A 14,711-nucleotide genomic window follows, 5' to 3' on the forward strand; every position below is an offset into this window, starting at 1 on the left:
CATCGACAGCCGTCACCATGGCCGGGGCGCGGCCCGGCGGCCCGACGTCCCTCCCGGTCAGCTCGCGCTGAAGGTGTCGCACTGCTTCGGGTCGCCGGTCTCGTACCCCCGGGTGAACCACTGGCGACGCTGCTCCGACGTGCCGTGGGTGAACTCGTCCGGGTTCACCGGCCGGTTCGCCCGCTCCGAGATGGCGTCGTCGCCGATCTTCTCGGCGGCGTCGATGGCCTGGCTGATGTCCTGCTCGCTGATGCTGGTGAAGATCTTCTGACCGCTCGCGTCGGCGGTACCGGTGGCGTTCTTCGCCCAGGCGCCCGCATAGCAGTCGGCCTGGAGTTCCATCTTCACCGACAGCGCGTTGGCGTTGTCCGGGTCACGCTGCTGCTGGCGGCGCACCTGCGGCTCGGTGCCGAGCAGGGTCTGCACGTGGTGGCCGTACTCGTGGGCCAGCACGTACGGCTGGGCGAACTCACCGGCCGCGCCGAGCTGGTCGGCGAGGACCTGGTAGAAGGTCAGGTCGATGTACACCTTCCGTTCGGCGGGGCAGTAGAAGGGGCCGACCCCGGAGTCGGCGTTGCCGCAGCCGGTGGAGACCGCCCGGCTGAAGAAGACCGTGTCGGTCGCATGGTACCGCTCGCCGAAGCGCTCCGGCAGCGCGGTCTGCCAGTACGCCTGGATCGAGTTGACGTAGAGCGTGTTGCGGCAGTCGAGCTGTTCGAGGGCGTTCTCGGCGGAGCACTTCTGCTCCAGCGAGCTGTTGTCACCCTGCTCGGAACCGCCGCCGTCGAGGGCCGCGTTCAGGCCGAAGCCACCGCCGGCCAGCGCCACCACCACCGCGATGACCAGGCCGATCAGGCCACCCCGGCCACCGCCGCCGACCGGGATGGGGATGCCCAGGCCGCCTCCACCACCGGACCCCCGCCGGTCCTCGACCTGACTGGTGTCGACGCGCGCGTTCTCGTTCAGCTCCATGGTGACCCCGATCTCTTGCAGCTCCGCAGATGAGGTGATGACCGACGGTTCGGTACCCGATGATCTTGTCGGGTAATCCGGACCGGACCGGACCGCGCGCCCGGTACACTCGCAGGCGTGCTGCTCTGCGAAGGCTGAACCGCCCCGCGCCGACGGGTGAATCGCTCCCGCCGGCGCTTTCGCGTGCCCTGAGTCAGCCCTTCCAGCCCCTGAGAGCGAGTTCGCCACCATGATCACTGCCACCGGCCTGGAACTTCGTGCCGGCGCCCGGATCCTGCTGTCCGACACCACCCTGCGGGTGCAACCGGGGGACCGAATCGGCCTGGTCGGCCGCAACGGTGCCGGCAAGACCACCACCCTCAAGGTGCTCGCCGGGGAGGGGCAGCCCTACGCCGGGCAGATCGACCGGCGCAGCAACATCGGCTACCTCCCGCAGGACCCGCGTACCGGCGACCTGGAGGTCACCGGCCGGGACCGGGTGCTCTCCGCGCGCGGCCTGGACGTGCTGATGACCCAGATGCAGGAGATCGAGGCCAAGCTCGCCGACGACACCGACGAGCGCCTGGTCCGCCGGTACGGCGCGCTGGAGGACCAGTTCGCCTCCCTCGGGGGGTACGCCGCCGAGGCCGAGGCCGCCCGGATCTGCGCCAACCTGGGCCTGCCCGACCGGGCGCTCGCCCAGACCATCGGCACCCTCTCCGGCGGCCAGCGGCGCCGGATCGAGCTGGCCCGGATCCTGTTCCGGGACGCGGGGGAGAACGGCGGCGGCATCCTGCTGCTCGACGAGCCCACCAACCACCTCGACGCCGACTCGATCACCTGGCTGCGCAGCTTCCTCGCCAACCACAAGGGCGGGCTGATCGTGATCAGCCACGACGCCTCGCTGCTGGAGGCGGTGGTCAACAAGGTCTGGTTCCTGGACGCCACCCGGAGCGTGGTCGACGTCTACAACCTGGGCTGGAAGGCGTACCTGGAGGCGCGGGAGACCGACGAGCGCCGTCGTCGCCGGGAACGGGCCAACGCCGAGAAGAAGGCCGGCGCGCTGATGGCCCAGGCCGACAAGATGCGGGCCAAGGCCACCAAGACCGTCGCCGCGCAGAACATGGCCCGCCGGGCCGAGCGGCTGCTCTCCGGGCTGGAGGAGGTCCGGGTCTCCGACAAGGTGGCGAAGGTGCGCTTCCCCACCCCGACCCCGTGCGGGAAGACCCCGCTGACCGCCACCGGCCTGTCGAAGTCGTACGGGTCGCTGGAGATCTTCACCGACGTGAACGTGGCGGTGGACCGGGGCTCCCGGGTGGCCATCCTGGGGCTCAACGGCGCCGGCAAGACCACCCTCCTGCGGATGCTCGGTGGCCTGCTCGAGCCGGACACCGGCAGCGTCGACGCGGGCCACGGGCTGCGCCTCGGCTACTACGCCCAGGAGCACGAGACCCTCGACGTGGAGCGGACGGTGCTGGAGCACATGCGCAGCGCCGCGTTCGAGCAGTCCGACACCGACCTGCGCAAGATCCTCGGCGCGTTCCTCTTCTCCGGCGAGGACGTGGACAAGCCGGCCGGGGTGCTCTCCGGTGGGGAGAAGACCCGGTTGGCGCTGGCCACGCTGGTCTGCTCGGGGGCGAACGTGCTGCTGCTCGACGAGCCGACGAACAACCTCGACCCGGTCAGCCGGGAACAGGTGCTCGACGCCATCGCCCGCTATCCGGGGGCGATCGTGCTGGTCACCCACGACCCGGGGGCGGTCACCGCGCTCAAGCCGGACCGGGCGATCCTGCTGCCCGACGGCGACGAGGACGCCTGGAGCGACGACCTGCTCGAACTGGTCGAGCTGGCCTGACCGGCGGCGGGGGCCGTGCCCCCGGCCCGCCGCCGGTGTGCGGTCACGTCGACGCGGACTCCGGGCTGCGGCCGTCGGTGCCCGTCAGGCCGGCACGGACCGGTTCGCGTCCGGCGGGCGTCGCCGGCGGGGGCCACTCGTCGGCGAGCACCGACCAGACCTGGTGGTCGTGTCGCTGGCCCCGGTAGTGGAACGCGGAGCGCAGCACGCCGTCGAGGTGCATGCCGAGCCGCTGGGCGACGGCGGCGCTGCGCAGGTTGTGCGCGGCGTTGACCCACTGCACCCGGTGCAGGCCGCGCTCGTGGAACGCCCAGTCGATCATGTGACGGATCGCCCGGGTGACCAGTCCGTGCCCCTCGGCGGAGCGCTCCAGCCAGCAGCCCACCTCACCGGTGCCACCGCGGGCGTCGAGGCTGACGAAGAGCGTCCCGCCGACCAGGACGCCGTCGCGCCAGATGCCGTAGATCCCGCCGGTGTCGGCGGCCCGGCGGTCGGCGTGTCGCTGGAGCACCGCGCGGGCCGACTCCAGGTCGGTGCTCAGCCCGGCGAACGGGACCCACGGGTCGACGTACTCACGGGCGCGGTCCATGTGCGCGAGGAACTCGGCCGCCTGCCACGGTTCGAGCGGGCGGAGCTGGGCGTCCTCGGTGAGCGGGACGGCGAACACGTTTCTCTCCTCTCACCCGAGCCGGTCGACCAGGTGGCCGACCACCCCGGAACCGACCAGGATCACCACGCCGATGGCCACGAAGATCACCGGCACCAGCCAGTGTCCGGTCCGTTCCACCAGCCGGACCACCCGGGGGTGCCCGCCGAGCCGGGCTCCCACCGCGCACCACAGACCGACTCCGGCCACGAACACCAGCAGGAACACCAGGGCCTCGGCGGGCCCGAGGGTGCGGAACACCGGCGCGTAGACGGCGATGTTGTCCGCGCCGTTGGCGATGGTCACGCCGGCCACCCCCGCCACGCCGCCGACCACCCTCGGGGCCCGGTCGTCGTCGTCCCGGCTCAGCAGGGCACGCACGCCGAGCGCGACGGGGAGCAGACCGAGCAGGCCGGTCCACGGCTCGGGCACCACCAGCAGACCGACGGCGGCGATCACGGCGACGGCGACCAGCGCGGCGATGCCGGCGTACTGGCCGGCGACGATCTGCCACCGGCGGGGCCGACCGGTGGCGTGGGCCGCCACGAAGAACACGGTGAGTACCACGATGTCGTCGACGTTGGTCGCGGCGAACACCACCGCCGCACCGGCCGCCGCGCCGAGGGGATCGGTCACGCGGGCAGGGTACGCGTTCCGTCCCGACTCCGGTGCACACCGATGTCTGCCCTGGTCAGCGGGGTCTGGTGGGCGTGGTCGGCGAGAGGCCGTCCGGCCCTGTCATCACTCTATCGGGAACCTGACACTGCATAGCGTGTCGATTGGCGAAGAGTTGATATCTGGCGCATGATCGTTCGAGGCGGTCTAATAGGTTGGACCGTTATCCGAACCGCACAGTCTGCGACGTGAGGAATCAGCATGGCAGCCACTGGCACAGCCACCAGCACTGAGAAGGGTCGCCGGATCGTCGGAGCCGAGCGTCAGACACTCGCCAAGGACCTCGTCAAGCGGTACACCGGGGGCGAGAGCATCCGCGCCCTCGCGGCCTCGACCGGCCGATCGTACGGGTTCATCCACCGGGTGCTCACCGAGTCCGGGGTGCAACTCCGGCAGCGCGGCGGCGCCCGTCGCCGCAAGAAGGCGTGATCCGCCCGCCGACGTCGTTCCTTCCCGCCACGCCCCGGACCGCCCGGTGACGACCGGGCCCGGGGTACGGCTGGACTGCGCCGGGCCGGTGGCCACCGTGACGTTGTGCCGTCCCGACGTGCTCAACGCCCAGACCCCGGCCATGTGGCGCGCCATGAGCGACTTCTCCCGAACTCTTCCCGGCGACGTCCGGGTGGTCGTCGTGCGCGGCGAGGGCCGGGCGTTCTCCGCCGGGCTCGACCTGTCGGTCGCCACCGCGTCCGGGCCGGGTTCCTTCGCGGAGCTGGCCACCCTGCCCGAGCAGGAGTGCGCCGAACGGATCGCCGAGTTCCAGTCGGCGTTCACCTGGCTGCACCGGCCGGACGTCGTCTCCGTCGCGGCGGTGCAGGGGCACGCCATCGGTGCCGGTTTCCAGCTCGCCCTCGCCTGCGACCTGCGGGTGCTGACCGAGGACGCCCGCCTGTCGATGGCCGAGGTCACCCTCGGACTGGTGCCCGACCTGGCCGGCACCGGTCGCCTGGTCGACCTGGTCGGCTACTCCCGGGCCCTGGAGATCTGCGCCACCGGCCGCCGGATCGACGCCGCCGAGGCCGACCGGATCGGTCTGGCCACCGTCGTGGTGCCCACCGCCGAGCTGACCGGGGCGACCGAGGACCTGACCGCCGCCCTGCTGGCCGGCAACCGGGACGCGGTGGTCGAGATCAAGGCCCTGCTCGCCGGCGCGGCGCGCCGGACACCGGCGGACCAGCAGCGCGCCGAGCGCGAGGCGCAGGTCCGGCGGTTGCGGGACCTGGCAGGACGCGGCGAGTGACGCGTTCCTCGCCGACGGGCGGACCGGTCCCGAGGTAAGGGTCGTCCGGTCGTTCCGAATGTAAGGACCGCCCGGGAAGAATCGGATTACCGCCGAGGTTGTCGTAGGCGTCGGGACAATCGACCTGACAGCGCGGACTCCCGCGCGACCCGGAGGTGACGCGTGAATCCCAATGGCGGCATGGGCGGCATGGGTGGCATGGGCGGCTGGAGCATGCTCCGGTCGATGCGCAACTCCGACGACGTCTCCGCCCACCGGCTCAACCGGGGCACCGGACGGCGGATCGTCGCCTTCGCCCGACCGTACCGGCGGGACATCGTGGTCTTCCTGGCCACCGTGGTCCTCGCCGCGATCATCGGCGTCGCCACCCCGGTGCTCGCCGGTGACGTCATCAACGCGATCACCGCGGGCAGGTCGGACGCCGGCGCGACCGTGGTGCGCCTCGCCCTGTTCATCGGCGGCCTGGCCGTCGTCGACGCGCTGCTCTCGCTGGCCCAGCGCTGGTACTCCGCCCGGATCGGCGAGGGCATCATCCTCGACCTGCGTACCCGGGTCTACGACCACGTCCAGCGGATGCCGTTGCAGTTCTTCAGCCGTACCCAGACCGGTGCGCTGGTCAGCCGGCTCAACAACGACGTGCTGGGCGCCCAGCGGGCGTTCACCTCGACGCTGTCCGGTGTGGTCAGCAACGTCATCCAGCTCGTGCTCACCACCGTGGTGATGCTCACCCTCTCCTGGCAGATCACCGCCCTGTCGCTGGTGCTACTGCCGATCTTCATCATCCCGGCCCGCCGGGTCGGCAAGCGGCTGGCCGAGATCACCCGGGAGTCGTACGACCTCGGCGCGCAGATGCACGCGACCATGACCGAACGGTTCGGGGTGGCCGGGGCGCTGCTGGTCAAGCTCTTCGGCGCGCCCGAGGTCGAGGCCCGCCGCTTCGCCCTCCGGGCCGAGCGGGTCCGCGACATCGGTATCCAGTCGGCGATGTACTCGCGGACGTTCTTCGTGGCGATGCTGCTGGTCGCCTCGCTGGCCCAGGCGCTCACCTACGGTCTCGGCGGCTGGCTGGCCGTCACCGGTGCGGTCAGCGCCGGCACCGTGGTCACCCTGGCCCTGCTGCTCACCCGCCTCTACGGGCCGCTGACCGCGCTCTCCAACGTCCGGGTCGACGTGATGAGCGCGCTGGTCTCCTTCGACCGGGTCTTCGAGGTGCTCGACCTGAAGCCGGGTATCGAGGAGAAGCCGGACGCGGTACCCGTACCGCGCGGCAACGGCCGGGTCGAGTTCCGGGACGTGCGGTTCCGGTACCCGAGCGCGGCCGACGTGTCGCTGGCCTCCCTGGAGGAGGTCACCACGCTGGACCGGAGGACCAACGAACCGGTGCTGCGCGGGGTTTCCTTCGCCGTCGAGCCGGGCCAGATGGTCGCCCTGGTCGGGCCGTCCGGCGCCGGCAAGTCGACCCTGTCGATGCTGATGTCCCGGATCTACGACGTCACCGAGGGTCAGGTGCTGGTCGGTGGGGTGGACGTCCGGGACGCCACGCTCGCCTCGCTGCGCGACGAGATCGGTGTGGTCACCCAGGACTCCCACCTGTTCCACGAGACCATCGCCGAGAACCTCCGCTACGCCCGGCCCGACGCCACCGACGACGAACTCTGGGCCGCGCTGGCCGGCGCGCAGGTGGCCGACCTGGTGCGGACCCTGCCCGACGGGCTTGAGACGACGGTGGGGGAGCGGGGCTACCGCTTCTCCGGCGGCGAGAAGCAGCGTATCGCCATCGCCCGGCTGCTGCTGAAGGCTCCGTCGATCGTGATCCTCGACGAGGCCACCGCGCACCTCGACTCGGAGAGCGAGGCCGCAGTGCAGCGGGCGCTGTCGGTGGCGCTGGCCGGGCGTACCGCGCTGGTGATCGCGCACCGACTCTCCACGGTCCGGGACGCCGACCAGATCCTCGTCCTCGACGAGGGGCGGATCGTCGAACGTGGCCGCCACGACGAACTGGTCGCCGTCGGCGGCCTCTACGCCGAGCTGTACCGCACCCAGTTCGCGGTGGCCGACTCGCCCACCCCGTACGCGGACGCGACCGGCCCCGAACCGGTGGTCACCACGGTGCCGATGGCCGCGTACGTCGCCGAGCAGGCCCTGCCGCCGTCCGCCGCGAACTGACCGGGCGGACCGGTCGGGGGTGCGCCGCGCCCGCACGACGAGTGGTGACGCGGACCGGGTCAGGCCGGTCCGCGTACCGCCGCGCGCAGTTCGCCGAAGGCGGCGCCGAGCGTCTCGGCGGTGAAGTGGGCGTTCAGCCCGCTCGGGTTCGGCAGCACCCACAGCCGGGCGCCGCCGAGCCGCTCCGGCTGCGGCCCGAAGGCGGCCTTCGGCCGGCCGAAACCGGTCCGGTACGCGGTCACCCCGACCACCGCCACCCACCGTGGCCGGTACCGCAGGACCTTGGCGGTGAGCACGTCCGCTCCCGCCAGCAGCTCGGCGGTGGTCAACTCGTCGGCGCGGGCGCTGGCGCGGGCCACCATGTTGGTGATGCCGAGACCGAGGGCGGGCAGGTCGTCCTGCTCGCGGGGGTGCAGCTGGCGGGGGGTGAAGCCGCCCCGGTGCAGGGCCGGCCAGAACCGGTTGCCGGGGCGGGCGAAGTGCCAGCCGGTCGCCGCCGACCACAGCCCCGGGTTGATGCCGACGAAGAGCACGTCCAGGTCGTCGGCGAGTACGTCGGGGATGGTCCGGTCCGCCGCGGCGGCGAGCTGCTCGCGGGTCGGCCGGGGAGCGGGCACCGGCCGACCGGTCACCGGGCCGTTCCGGGACCGGGGGCCGCTTCGGTCGCCGCTGCGCGTGCTGCTCACAGGTCGCGGGTCGCGCCGCCGTCGACCGGGATGGTCACCCCGGTCAGGTAGCTGGCGGCGGGGGAGAGGGCGAACGCGGCGACCCGGCCGAACTCCGCCGGATCAGCGATGCGGCGCAGCGGGATGGTGGCCTCCACCTCGGCCCGTGCCCGCTCGGCGTCGCCGCTCGCGGCGAGGAGCTGCCGGTTGCGGTCCGTCATGATCCGCCCCGGCAGCAGCCCGACCACCCGGACACTCCGGGGGCCGTACTCGTCGGCGACGTCCTTGGCCACCCCGGCCAGGCCGGGACGCAGTCCGTTGGAGATGCCGAGCCCGGAGATCGGGTACCGCGCCGAGGTGGAGAGCACCAGTCCGATCGCACCGCCGGCGGGCAGCGCGGCGGCGACCGTCCGGACCGCGCGGACCGTGCCGAGGAAGACCGTCTCGAAGGACTCCCGCCACTGCGCGTCGGTCACCCCGGCGGCGGTGCCCGGGGGCGGGCCGCCGACCGAGATCAGCGCGCCGTCCAGCCGGCCGAAGCGTTCCCGGGCGGTGTCGACCAGCCGCTGCGGCAGGGCCGGGTCGGCCAGGTCCCCGACGGTCCCGACGGCGTGCGCCGGGCCTCCGAGCCGCGCGGCGGCGGCGGCGACCGTGTCGGGGTCCCGGGCGGAGAGCACCACCTTCGCCCCGTCGGCGACGAGACACTCGGCCGTCGCGTACCCGAGCCCGCGGGAGGCGCCGGTCAGCACGTACACCCGGTCGGTGAGTCCGAGATCCATGCCGTCGATCCTGCCCCAGCCGGGCTGGCCGGTGCCAGGCGGGCTCCCCGGTACCGGCGCTGGACATCGGCCCTGCGGTGACGGATCCCTGTCGTGGATCATGAATTGGAGAGCGGGCCGTTCACAATAAGCACCGCCCGGGTCCTGCCGGCATTCCATGGGTTCACGGCAGCGTCGCGTCCGCTGAATTCTGTCGGCAAACGGCTTGATCATGTCGAGCGCTGGTCCGGGGCCGCATCCCCCGACCAGGCGGGTGTTACCCCATGCCCAGGATGAGTAGGGTGTCCAGTATGGACGCGGAGCGGAAATGGCTGGATGACCTGACGTCGCGTGCCCAATCCAAGCAGATTGCCCTGGTCTGCGGCGCTGGTGTCAGTGCTTCGGCCACCGGTGGCGCGGAAAGTGCGACCTGGCGAGGGCTGATCGCGTCTGGTCTGGACTATGTCAGCAGTATCGACGATGATCTGCGAAAAGCGGGCGAGGCGTTCTCGGGCCTGTTGTCCATCCAGCCCAGTGCAAATACCTACATCGCGATATCCGAATGGTTGCAGCGGTCCCTCGAGGGTCTGTCCGTGGGAGAACGCAAGGACTGGCTCCGGTCGACGGTCGGCAGTCTGCGATCCGTCGACAGTTCCTTCTCGACGGTCTTCCGGTGCCGGATCCCGGTCCTGACGACGAACTACGACGATCTCATCGAGGAGATGAGCGGGCGGCGGAGCTTCACCTGGATGGATCAGGGCAGCATAGATCAGTACCATGACTCCCCACACGACTACGTCTTTCATCTCCACGGTCACCACGGGGCGGTGGAGTCCGTCATCCTGTCCGGCGGAGACTACGAGCGACTTGCTTCCGCCGGCGTGGCGAAGGAAGTGCTGCAATCTCTGGCGGCGAACCACACGCTCGTGTTCGTGGGTTATGGTGCGGGTCTGGAAGATCCGAACTTCAACGCTTTTCTGAGTTGGTTCAACCAGAAGTTCGAGAAGACCGTGCGTCGGGCCTACGTGCTCGTGCGGAGAGCGGACCTACCGGCGAAGAAGCTGATGGGAAGGCTGGCCTACCTTCCCTACGGTGACGAATTCGGGGACCTTCCCGTGTTCCTGCGGGACGTCCTCGGCCTCGACGCTGCCGTCCCGCCGCCCGCCGAGGTGGACGAGGAGACGACGGTCCCGAAGCACGCGGCCGGCGAGGACGACGACGCACTGAACTTTCCCGATTCCGTCCGGCAGGCCGTCACGAGACAGATCGGGATCCGCGCCGAGCGCGACGATCCGCAGAACGCCATGCTGGACGCCGCCCTACGTGCCCTTGCCGAGAACGGTACGTCCCTGATCAGCGCGGTGACCGGATCCGGAAAGACCACGGTGGCCCGGGTGGCCATGAACGTCGTGGTCAACCGTGCCCGGTCGGCGATAATGATCCTTCCCACGAAGGCGCTCGTCACCCAGGAGGTGCGGGAGTGGGAAGCCTGGATCGAGGCCTGGCTGGAAGCGGAACGAAAAATACGCGTCTACGGATCTTCACGCGACTACCCGGAGCACGACTCGCCGGTGTCGAAGGGCCGGTTCGAGATCGCGATCGCCATCTACGAGAAGCTGTCGGGATATCTCATCTCGGGGCAACGCACCCTCGCGGGCACCCAACTCCTCGTGGTGGACGAGTTGCAGACCCTGGTGGAGGACAGGCGACGCGCCGCCAAGCTCGAGGGTCTCCTCACCATGGTGCGCCTGATGCTCCCCGACGAGCGTCCCGGCATCCTGGGCCTCTCCGCGACCATGTCGGAGCAGTCGACCGATCTGCTGAGAAAATGGTTGGGCGTGGAGAAGTTCAACTTCATCCAGAGCAGTAAGCGCCCGATCCCGCTCGACACGTACGTGGTGGACTCCAACCGGTGGAGAATCCAGCGAGACGCCCATCTGCTCAATCTCGTACAGAGCGGTCAGGTCGTGAAGCCACCCGAGGACCAACCGCACGACCTGGGCGGACGCGTGAGAGGGGCCGATTTCGGCAGTTTGCAGGTGCACGGGCTGAGTACCGCGCCGCTCGCGATTTCGCTGGTCACGCGGCTGCTCACCGAGGATTCCACCAGGCGGATCCTCGTCTTCGTGCCGGGGCGAACGGCTGCTCAGGAGTTGGCGTCAGCGATACAGCGCAGCCTCGACGTGGCCCTCGGCAAGTGCCGACACCGTGGCTCCCCCTGGCTGGTGGGGCGATTCGCACCCGACAACGCTGACCTGAAGGCCGCGGAAGCACGGATGCTGGAGATCAAGAATTCCGATCTTCCGCTTGCTGACGACGTCATCCGAGGGCTTCGGAGCGGCGTCGCCTACCACAGTGCTCGGCTCGCGCCCAAGCTTCGCCGTGACCTGGAGGAGGAGTTCAAGGATCCGCACGGCATCCTGCGCGTGCTGGTGGCGACGGACACGCTCGCCATCGGCGTGAACCTTCCTGCCGACGCGGTGATCGCGACCAGCATCTCCGGCTACGGATCCGACCGACGTCGGCGTCTGAGCATGCCGTCGGAGCTGGACAACAAGGCGGGACGGGCTGGCCGGCGGGGTGTCATGCAGCGCCCCCGAGGGGAGTTCTACATCCTCGTGCCGAGTCAGCGGGACCTCGAGAACGTCGCGGAGTTGACCGCGACGCAGATTCGCACGTTGTCCTCGCTCGACGGGGTCTACGAACACTACGTGATCGGGCGGGAACGGACGCCGCGGGTCAGCGGGCAGATCCGCGATCTGGAGGACGTCTCCCTGCTCGCCCTCCAGGTACTGAGCGCGGACGGCTTCGGCCGGCGCGCTGCGGACTTCGAGGCCCGGGTGGCTTCCATCATCAACGCTCTGCTGGCGGCCCAGGAGCCCGACCCCCGGTTGCCCACCGTCGCGGAGGTCCTGGAGAAACTCCGCGCTCTCAAGCTCATCGGGGGCGAGGACGAGGCCAAGCACCAGCCGACCCGGCTCGGTGACGCCCTTGCCCGGTCCGCGCTCTCCCTGCGCAGCGCGCACATCCTGGAGCGCCTCGCCCGCCTCGCCACCGAGGGCGCCGGTGACATCGACCTGCTCTTCAACGCGTGTCGTAGCGAGGAGATCGAGAGCGTCACCGCCTGGGTGGGGCTGCCCGGTGTGCACCCGCGCCACTACCCCTCGCTCAAGGAGAACATCCAGACGTACGCGATGGCCTACTGCCACGAGGACGCGGGGCGGAGAGCGCTGTGCGCCCAGTACTTCGGCGAACGGCGGTACGCCCTCCCTCACCAGTTCGTCACCGAGGGACAGGCAGTCATGTCGAAGGAGCTTCGAGGGCTGCTCGAGCGCGGGGTGGAGGAGGTCGAGGATCGGGACGCCACCGCGCTCCTGCGGGCGCTGGTCGCCTTCGAATGGAGCCGCGGCATCCCGTTCGAGCAGATAAAGGCCAGGTTCTCGGCAGCGATCCGGTCGGACGAGTCCCGGCGGAACGAGCGGCCGGTCGAGCTCAGTCTGCACTACAGCGACATAGAGCAGCTGTGCGAACAGGTGGCTGGGGTGATCCGTGGTGCCGCCAGTGTCTCCTTCTCCGACAGCCACGACTGGTCCAGCCGGGTGATGTTGCTCGCGTTGCAGACCGAGGTCGGTCTCCCCGCCTGGCTCGCTCCGATCGCGAAGCTCCGCCTGGACGCGCTGCACCGCAACAGGTTGGCGAAACTGTGGGAGGCCCCTCCGGTGAACGAGGGGTGGGCATCGATTCTGGATCTCCCCGGCATCTCGGACCATCCTGCCATCAGTGAAGCCCAGCGTGAGGTGGCCCGGGAGCGCCTGGAGCGGCGGGAACGCGAGGAATCCGAGTTCCGGCACATGGTGTCGAGGGAATGGGCGAACGTCGTGGTGCCCGGACCGGACAGCATGACGTTCGACGACCTCGGAGAAGAGCTACAGGCAGCGGCAGACCTGGCCGAGTATGTCGAACTGCTTGCCGGGCTCGGCTCGGGGCTGGGCCTCGAGGTCGGGACCCGGATGGACGGACAACACTTCGAAGTGTCGTGGAGCGGCGGGTCGGAATCGATAGCGCTCGCGGTTCCTGCCGGTGAGCTCGGGCAGGAGGAGGTCGAGTGGTTCGCGGGCAGGGACGTCCTGGTGGTGCTGCGCTCGCGGCTGCGGCCATCCGGCTTCAACGCGCTGGCCAGAAGGCCCACGGTCGCCCGCTTCGTGCAACCTGAGGTGATTCTCTCCCTCATCGCGCGCCTGGTCGTCGTCCGGGGTGCCGGTCTCGATCCGGCGGAGGTCATCGAGCGCCTCAACGATCTGCGGGTCAGCGTCATCGACGCGGAGAGCCACGTCGTCACGTCCGACCGGCCGGTCTCGCCACCTCCGTTCACGGGCAGCATGCCCGACATGGCGCCCAGCCGCGCGTTGTCCGGCGTGCAGACCTCCGAGGACGACGCGGACTGAGGCGCCGGTCCCGCCGGTTTCGTGGTGACGCGACGGCGAGCAGGGCGCTGACCACTTCGACGGGACAGGGAGGGGCGTAGATGCGGGCCATGCTCGGACGGGTTCGGGCGGACGTACGGCACTGGCGGAACCTGGACCTCTACACCGTGGCGCTGGTGACCCTGGTCGTGGCGGCGCTGACGATGGTGGGTGCCGATCTTCCGGATGACGTGCGGTGGTCGGTGCTCTTCGGTGCGCTCGGACTGTTGGTCCTGCGGACCGCCGCGGCCACCTGGACATCGGGCGCGAGTGACCGGGTCCTGCTCGACCGTGCGGCGTTCCTGACGGATCCGATCAACGAGAGGCTGCGTCTGGCCAGGGAGGTTCTCGTTTTCGCTCCGACGGGCGAGAACCTCCTCAACCGGGAGCGGTGCGAGGTGTTGCGCAGCGGACCGCTGTCGAGGCAGGACGGCTCGGTGCGTGTGGTGGTGCTGGGCGGATCCGGCACCGAGGACTCCGCCCACGTCGTGCGACAGCTTGACGAACTGCTCGAGATCCCGGTCCAACAGGCGGCCGACTCACTGCGCGAGACGCATCAACGACTGGCGAGTATGGCGCGGTGGCAGGTGCCGGGTTCGTTCGCGTACCGGACGATCTCGGTCAGCCCCGGTTTCAGCATCGTGTCCGTCGACCCTTCCCGCAGGGACGGCTTCGTCATCGTCGAGTTCCACGGTTTCCGTAGCGACACCATCGCCTCGCGCATGCACCTGCGGTTGGTGCGCGGCCAGGATGATCCGTGGTACGACTACTGGCTGGAGCAGTTCCACGCCATCTGGGAGGCGGCCGACTCCCGGCAGGGGAGTGACCGTTCAGGTTGAGTCGCCGTCTGCGGCGCGGCTGCTCAGGCGTACCCGACCGGCGAGCTGTATCGCGACCGTGTCGCCGATCCGGACGACGGCCGGCAGCCGGCGCGGTCGGGGCGGCTGTTCCCCGTCGTACCGGCGGGTGGCCTCGCGGACGGCGAGTTCCCGGGCGGCCAGCCGGGGCAACCCGCCCTCGGCGCGCAGTGCGCGGGCGAGATCCCAGCCGTCGCGCAGCCCGCCCCGGGTGGGACGCGTCGCCGCCCACCCGGCGAAGGTTCCCGGCCAGGCGTCGCCGAGTCCGGCCGCGAGCAGTGGCCAGTGCCGGGCGACCTCCCCGGCACGTTTGCGCAGCAGGGCCACCCGGGCCGCGCCGAGCCGGTGGGTGTCGAAGCCGGGCGGCGGTTCGGCCCCGGCGACCAGCGCCGCGACCAGCGCGGCCTGCCGGGCGGCCAGATCCCCGCGCACGTC

At 70.6% G+C, this 14,711-nt stretch carries 12 protein-coding genes; 6 read left to right on the forward strand and 6 right to left on the reverse strand.

The annotated features are described in order from the left end of the window. Positions 1-57 precede the first annotated feature (57 nt). Positions 58-972, reverse strand: a complete 915-nt coding sequence (locus AB0F58_RS22930) for a neutral zinc metallopeptidase (RefSeq protein ID WP_357146376.1) — start codon at positions 970-972, stop codon at positions 58-60. Between the two features lie 229 nt (positions 973-1,201). Here AB0F58_RS22930 and AB0F58_RS22935 point away from each other — a divergent pair, with 229 nt between their 5' ends. After that, positions 1,202-2,806, forward strand: coding sequence for an ABC-F family ATP-binding cassette domain-containing protein (locus AB0F58_RS22935; protein WP_357146379.1), 1,605 nt, complete (start codon positions 1,202-1,204; stop codon positions 2,804-2,806). 43 nt (positions 2,807-2,849) lie between these two features. On the opposite strand, the gene AB0F58_RS22940 is transcribed toward AB0F58_RS22935, so the two are convergent. Both AB0F58_RS22940 and AB0F58_RS22945 read right to left on the reverse strand, forming a co-directional pair. Continuing rightward, positions 2,850-3,473: a GNAT family protein gene (locus AB0F58_RS22940; protein ID WP_357146383.1), complete on the reverse strand. Its 624-nt coding sequence runs from the start codon at positions 3,471-3,473 to the stop codon at positions 2,850-2,852. Positions 3,474-3,485: 12 nt separating this feature from the next. Continuing rightward, on the reverse strand, positions 3,486-4,088 hold the full coding sequence (locus tag AB0F58_RS22945) for a cadmium resistance transporter (RefSeq protein ID WP_357146386.1): 603 nt from the start codon (positions 4,086-4,088) through the stop codon (positions 3,486-3,488). 240 nt (positions 4,089-4,328) lie between these two features. Between AB0F58_RS22945 and AB0F58_RS22950 the strand changes: the two genes are divergently transcribed. The 3 genes from AB0F58_RS22950 (at position 4,329) to AB0F58_RS22960 (ending at position 7,533) form a co-directional block, all read left to right on the forward strand. Continuing rightward, positions 4,329-4,556, forward strand: coding sequence for a helix-turn-helix domain-containing protein (locus AB0F58_RS22950; RefSeq protein WP_007072022.1), 228 nt, complete (start codon positions 4,329-4,331; stop codon positions 4,554-4,556). A 46-nt stretch (positions 4,557-4,602) separates the two neighbouring features. Continuing rightward, entirely contained in the window at positions 4,603-5,367 is a 765-nt protein-coding gene (locus AB0F58_RS22955) for an enoyl-CoA hydratase/isomerase family protein (RefSeq protein ID WP_357146389.1), read from the forward strand. A gap of 180 nt (positions 5,368-5,547) precedes the next feature. Further along, complete coding sequence (locus AB0F58_RS22960) at positions 5,548-7,533, forward strand: ABC transporter ATP-binding protein (RefSeq protein ID WP_357146757.1); 1,986 nt, start codon at positions 5,548-5,550, stop codon at positions 7,531-7,533. Between the two features lie 59 nt (positions 7,534-7,592). Here the strand turns inward: AB0F58_RS22960 and mug are convergent, their stop codons facing one another. Together mug and AB0F58_RS22970 are read right to left on the reverse strand one after the other, a co-directional pair. Continuing rightward, entirely contained in the window at positions 7,593-8,165 is a 573-nt protein-coding gene (gene mug, locus AB0F58_RS22965; protein WP_357146392.1) for a G/U mismatch-specific DNA glycosylase, read from the reverse strand. Between the two features lie 50 nt (positions 8,166-8,215). Further along, the gene (locus AB0F58_RS22970) at positions 8,216-8,977 is read right to left on the reverse strand and encodes an SDR family oxidoreductase (RefSeq protein WP_357146395.1); all 762 of its coding nucleotides are present in this window, start codon (positions 8,975-8,977) and stop codon (positions 8,216-8,218) included. A 290-nt stretch (positions 8,978-9,267) separates the two neighbouring features. On the opposite strand from AB0F58_RS22970, the gene AB0F58_RS22975 reads away from it, so the two are divergent. Beyond that, a complete protein-coding gene (locus AB0F58_RS22975) occupies positions 9,268-13,401 on the forward strand; it encodes a DEAD/DEAH box helicase (protein WP_357146759.1) in 4,134 nt (1,377 codons plus the stop codon). A gap of 155 nt (positions 13,402-13,556) precedes the next feature. After that, on the forward strand, positions 13,557-14,258 hold the full coding sequence (locus AB0F58_RS22980) for a hypothetical protein (RefSeq protein ID WP_357146397.1): 702 nt from the start codon (positions 13,557-13,559) through the stop codon (positions 14,256-14,258). On the opposite strand, the gene AB0F58_RS22985 is transcribed toward AB0F58_RS22980, so the two are convergent. Next, positions 14,250-14,708 carry a hypothetical protein gene (locus AB0F58_RS22985; RefSeq protein WP_357146762.1) on the reverse strand — a complete coding sequence of 153 codons (459 nt, stop codon included), beginning with the start codon at positions 14,706-14,708 and terminating at the stop codon, positions 14,250-14,252. The genes AB0F58_RS22980 and AB0F58_RS22985 overlap by 9 nt on opposite strands. Positions 14,709-14,711 lie beyond the last annotated feature (3 nt).

This window comes from Micromonospora sp. NPDC023956 (assembly GCF_040639195.1).
Classification (GTDB): Bacteria; Actinomycetota; Actinomycetes; order Mycobacteriales; family Micromonosporaceae; genus Micromonospora.

Excerpts from the sequence above, each read along its gene's own strand:
- AB0F58_RS22930 (WP_357146376.1), bottom strand. The coding sequence starts at position 972 with ATGGAGCTGAACGAGAACGCGCGCGTCGACACCAGTCAGGTCGAGGAC.
- AB0F58_RS22935 (WP_357146379.1), top strand. The coding sequence starts at position 1,202 with ATGATCACTGCCACCGGCCTGGAACTTCGTGCCGGCGCCCGGATCCTG.
- AB0F58_RS22950 (WP_007072022.1), top strand. The coding sequence starts at position 4,329 with ATGGCAGCCACTGGCACAGCCACCAGCACTGAGAAGGGTCGCCGGATC.
- AB0F58_RS22960 (WP_357146757.1), top strand. The coding sequence starts at position 5,548 with ATGGGCGGCATGGGTGGCATGGGCGGCTGGAGCATGCTCCGGTCGATG.
- AB0F58_RS22970 (WP_357146395.1), bottom strand. The coding sequence starts at position 8,977 with ATGGATCTCGGACTCACCGACCGGGTGTACGTGCTGACCGGCGCCTCC.
- AB0F58_RS22975 (WP_357146759.1), top strand. The coding sequence starts at position 9,268 with ATGGACGCGGAGCGGAAATGGCTGGATGACCTGACGTCGCGTGCCCAA.